This is a genomic window from Christensenella sp. (assembly GCF_034927525.1).
In the GTDB taxonomy this organism is placed as follows: domain Bacteria; phylum Bacillota; class Clostridia; order Christensenellales; family Christensenellaceae; genus Christensenella.
This window is the reverse complement of the sequence record NZ_JAYFPU010000364.1, coordinates 1-3887: the sequence shown is the minus strand read 5'-3', so window position 1 is coordinate 3887 and position 3887 is coordinate 1. Positions and strand designations below refer to the sequence as shown.

Genomic DNA, 3887 nt, shown 5'->3' with positions numbered 1-3887 from the left:
GCTTTCGTAGTCAAACATTTCGTCCATCTCACTGATCTCGTTGACCATCAGGGCACGGATGTAGTCGCTGTCCTTGGAGATGGAATGGATATAATAACCGTTCTTCAAATAAAACGCGACTGTGGAACGCATTTTGGAGGCGGTATGCAGCGTTATGGCGCGCACGCCCATAGACAGGCATTCGATGCGCACCTTTTCAAGCAGCAGTCCGCCGATGCCTAAATTCTGCGCCTCCGGATCGATGGAAAAGCGGCTTAAATACGCGACGCCTTCCGTTAAGAGCTCGAAGCGCACGCTGCCCACCATTTCACCGTCGATGCGGGCAACATATACGTTCTTGTTCCTGATATCATTTAGTACGTCCTCAAGCTTTTCATATAATGCCGCTACGCTTTCGCGTTTGCGCACCTCTTTTGCGTACAGGTCAAACGCGCGCTTGGTGATTTCCAGCACCTCGGGCGCGTCAGCCTCTGTTGCTTTTACAAGCAGGATTTGATCCATCATAATTTATACACCTGCCTTACTTATATTCGTTTAAGGGGATGATGCTCAGCTTATCGTCTGACTGCAATACTTTAAGCATAGACCCGAGCGTATCCATCGACGTGATGCACGGCACATTGAAGCCGACCGCCGTGCGCCGAAGCAGAAAGCCGCTGCGCGTTGTTTGTTTGCCGCGCGTAGGTGTGTTGGCGATGAGCGCAAATTCGCCCGCTTTGATACGGTCTAACACTTCTTCGTTGGGCACAAGCTCTACATCGAACTTATGCTCTTTAAAATATTGGTACGTGCCGGGTGTGGCACACAGCGCAAAACCGCATTCCCGCATTTGCTTCGCAACGCCGAGCGCTTCTTCTTTATCGCGGTTTGCGACGCTTACGAGTATTTTACCTTCCTTATCCGGCAGGGTGTTGCCCGAGGCGAGGAACGCTTTTTTGAGCGCCTTTAGGAACGTGCGATCCGTGCCCATGACTTCGCCTGTGGATTTCATTTCGGGCCCTAAGAACGTATCTACCGTTGCAAGTTTTTGGAAGGAGAAGACCGGCGCTTTGACCGTGATGAGCTTGGATTCTTTGTGAATTCCCGTCTCGTATCCCATATCTTTTAAGGTTTCGCCCAGCATGACGTGTGTGGCGAGCCTTACCATATTGATGCCTGTAACCTTGGACAAGATAGGTACTGTGCGGCTGGCGCGCGGGTTTACTTCTATGACGTATACGTTGTTCTTTTCATCCATGACGAACTGGATGTTGTACAGTCCCTTGATGTTTAGGGCGCGTCCAAGCGCGATACCGTACTCTGCGACCTTTTGCTTTGCCTCTTTTGGAATGGTCTGTGTGGGATACACGGCGAAGCTATCGCCCGAATGTACGCCCGCACGCTCTAAATGTTCCATGATACCCACGACGAGAACATCCTGCCCGTCGCACACTGCGTCGAGTTCAATTTCTTTGCCGGTGACATATTTATCGACAAGCACCGGCTTATCCGGCGATACATCTACTGCCATTGTCATATATTCTGTGAGTTCCGCGTCGTTATACACGATCTCCATGCCGCGACCGCCGAGCACATAGGACGGGCGCACAAGTACGGGATAACCGATGTCCGCCGCCGCCTCGAGCGCATGTTCTAAGGAAAATGTCGTATCTCCTTTGGGAAGCGGGATACCAAGCTCTTGTAGTACGTGCAGGAATTTATCGCGGTCTTCCGCGCGGTCGATATCTTCGACCGACGTTCCGAGTACGCGCTTGCCCGTATTGGAGATGGGGTCTGCCAGGTTGATCGCCGTTTGTCCGCCAAACTGCACGATCACGCCTTCGGGCTTCTCTTTATCGATGATGTCGAGCACACACTCCTTGGTCAGCGGCTCGAAATACAGCTTATCAGACGTATCAAAATCCGTCGAAACTGTTTCCGGATTGGAATTGATAATGATAGATTCGTAACCCATCTCTTTCAGCGTGTTGACCGAATGAACCGAGCAATAGTCAAACTCGATACCCTGACCAATGCGGATAGGGCCGGAACCTAATACGATGACCTTCTTTTTATCAGTACGTTCGACCTCGTCTTCGTTGTCATAGGTGGAGTAATAGTACGGTGTGACTGCCTTAAATTCGCCCGCGCACGTATCGACCTTTTTAAAGGACGGCTGAATGCCGAGTGCGCCTCTCATGAACGTGATCTGGGATTCATGCGCGCCGATGCAGTCTGCGATATAACCGTCGCCAAAGCCAACCTTTTTGCACTTGCGCAGTACGTGCTCGGGCAGGTCTTCGATGGTATAGCTCCGCAGTCTTTTGGAAAGGTCAACGATGTTTTTCAGCTTGTTGATGAAAAACTTATCGATCATTGTGATCTCGTGCAGTTTGTCGACAGTGTAGCCGCGCTCAAGCGCTTTTGACAGCACAAAAATGCGCTCGTCGTCCGCATTTTGTAATGAATCATCGAGCTCTGCGAGCGTCCAGTCGTCGATGTTTTTCATGCCGAGGTTGTAATTGAGTTTCACATCCAGGCAGTCGATGGCCTTTAGCAACGATTCCTCGATGTTGCGTCCGATCGCCATGACTTCGCCCGTCGCCTTCATTTGCGTACCGAGCAGCCTGTCCGCGCCTGTGAACTTGTCAAAAGGCCAACGCGGGACTTTGGTCACGACGTAGTCGAGCGCCGGTTCGAAGCAGGCGTACGTTTTGCCTGTGACGGAGTTCTTGATCTCGTCTAAATTGTAGCCGACTGCGATCTTTGCTGCAACACGTGCAATGGGGTAACCCGTCGCCTTTGAGGCAAGCGCGGACGACCGTGATACGCGGGGATTTACCTCGATGACTACGTAGTCGAACGAGTTTGGGTCGAGCGCATACTGGATATTGCAGCCGCCTTTGATGTCCAGCGCGCGGATGATGCGCAGCGCCGACGTGCGCAGCATCTGGTATTCGCGGTCGGTGAGCGTCTGCGACGGCGCAACTACGATGCTGTCGCCCGTGTGGATGCCCACCGGATCAATGTTTTCCATATTACATACGATGATGCAGTTATCCGCATTGTCGCGGATCACCTCGTATTCGATTTCTTTCCAGCCTGCGACGCTTTGCTCCAGCAGTACCTGATGGATCAGGCTCATCTTCAGCCCGCGCGCGGTGATGTCTAATAGCTCGTCCATGTTGTGCGCAACGCCGCCGCCTGTGCCGCCTAAGGTATAAGCTGGACGCACGATCAGCGGGAAGGGGCATTCTTCTGAGAACGCTTGTGCTTCCTCAAGCGATGTGACGATGGTCGAGTGCGTAGTTTTCTGGTCATTTGCGATCATCAGGTCTTTGAACAGCTCGCGATCCTCCGCAAGCTTGATGGACTCGAGCTGCGTACCAAGCAGGCGGATGCCCATCTTGGGCAGGATGCCCGACTGGTCTAGCTCGATCGCCATGTTAAGGCCGGTTTGACCACCCAGCGTAGCAATGATGCCCTGCGGTTTTTCCTTCTTTAAGATGCGAGTCACGGTGTCTAGGTTGATCGGCTCGATATACACTTTGTCCGCCATACCGAGGTCTGTCATGATGGTGGCGGGGTTGGAGTTGATGAGCACGACCTCGTAGCCTTCCTCTTTTAAGGCCTTACACGCCTGTGTACCGCTGTAATCAAACTCCGCGGCCTGCCCGATGATGATGGGGCCGGAGCCGATGACGAGGATCTTTTGGATGTCGGTTAATTTTGGCATTTGTTTCTCCTTATAACGAATAAAATCTGTTTTATAAAAAACAGGCAACGGATTGCCTGTTTACGATCAACTGAGTATTATTGTGAGAGCGGATATCAAATCGTCCACATCCGCCTTCTCGATGACGAATGGGGGGACGAAACGCAGCGTGTTTGCACCCGCTGTGCCGATG

The 3887-nt window shown here is 52.2% G+C and carries 2 protein-coding genes; both read right to left on the bottom strand.

Annotation, left to right across the window (positions count from 1 at the left end; translation table 11 throughout):
• Nucleotides 1–504: GNAT family N-acetyltransferase (locus VB081_RS14430; protein WP_323401475.1), on the bottom strand; the 504-nt coding region annotated here is incomplete at its 3' end.
• Between the two features lie 16 nt (nucleotides 505–520).
• The gene (gene carB, locus VB081_RS14425) at nucleotides 521–3715 is read right to left on the bottom strand and encodes a carbamoyl-phosphate synthase (glutamine-hydrolyzing) large subunit (protein ID WP_323401474.1); all 3195 of its coding nucleotides are present in this window, start codon (nucleotides 3713–3715) and stop codon (nucleotides 521–523) included.
• Nucleotides 3716–3887 lie beyond the last annotated feature (172 nt).

What these genes read in the sequence shown, in the direction of transcription:
- carB (WP_323401474.1), bottom strand. Translation starts at nt 3,715, where the DNA reads ATGCCAAAATTAACCGACATCCAAAAGATCCTCGTCATCGGCTCCGGC.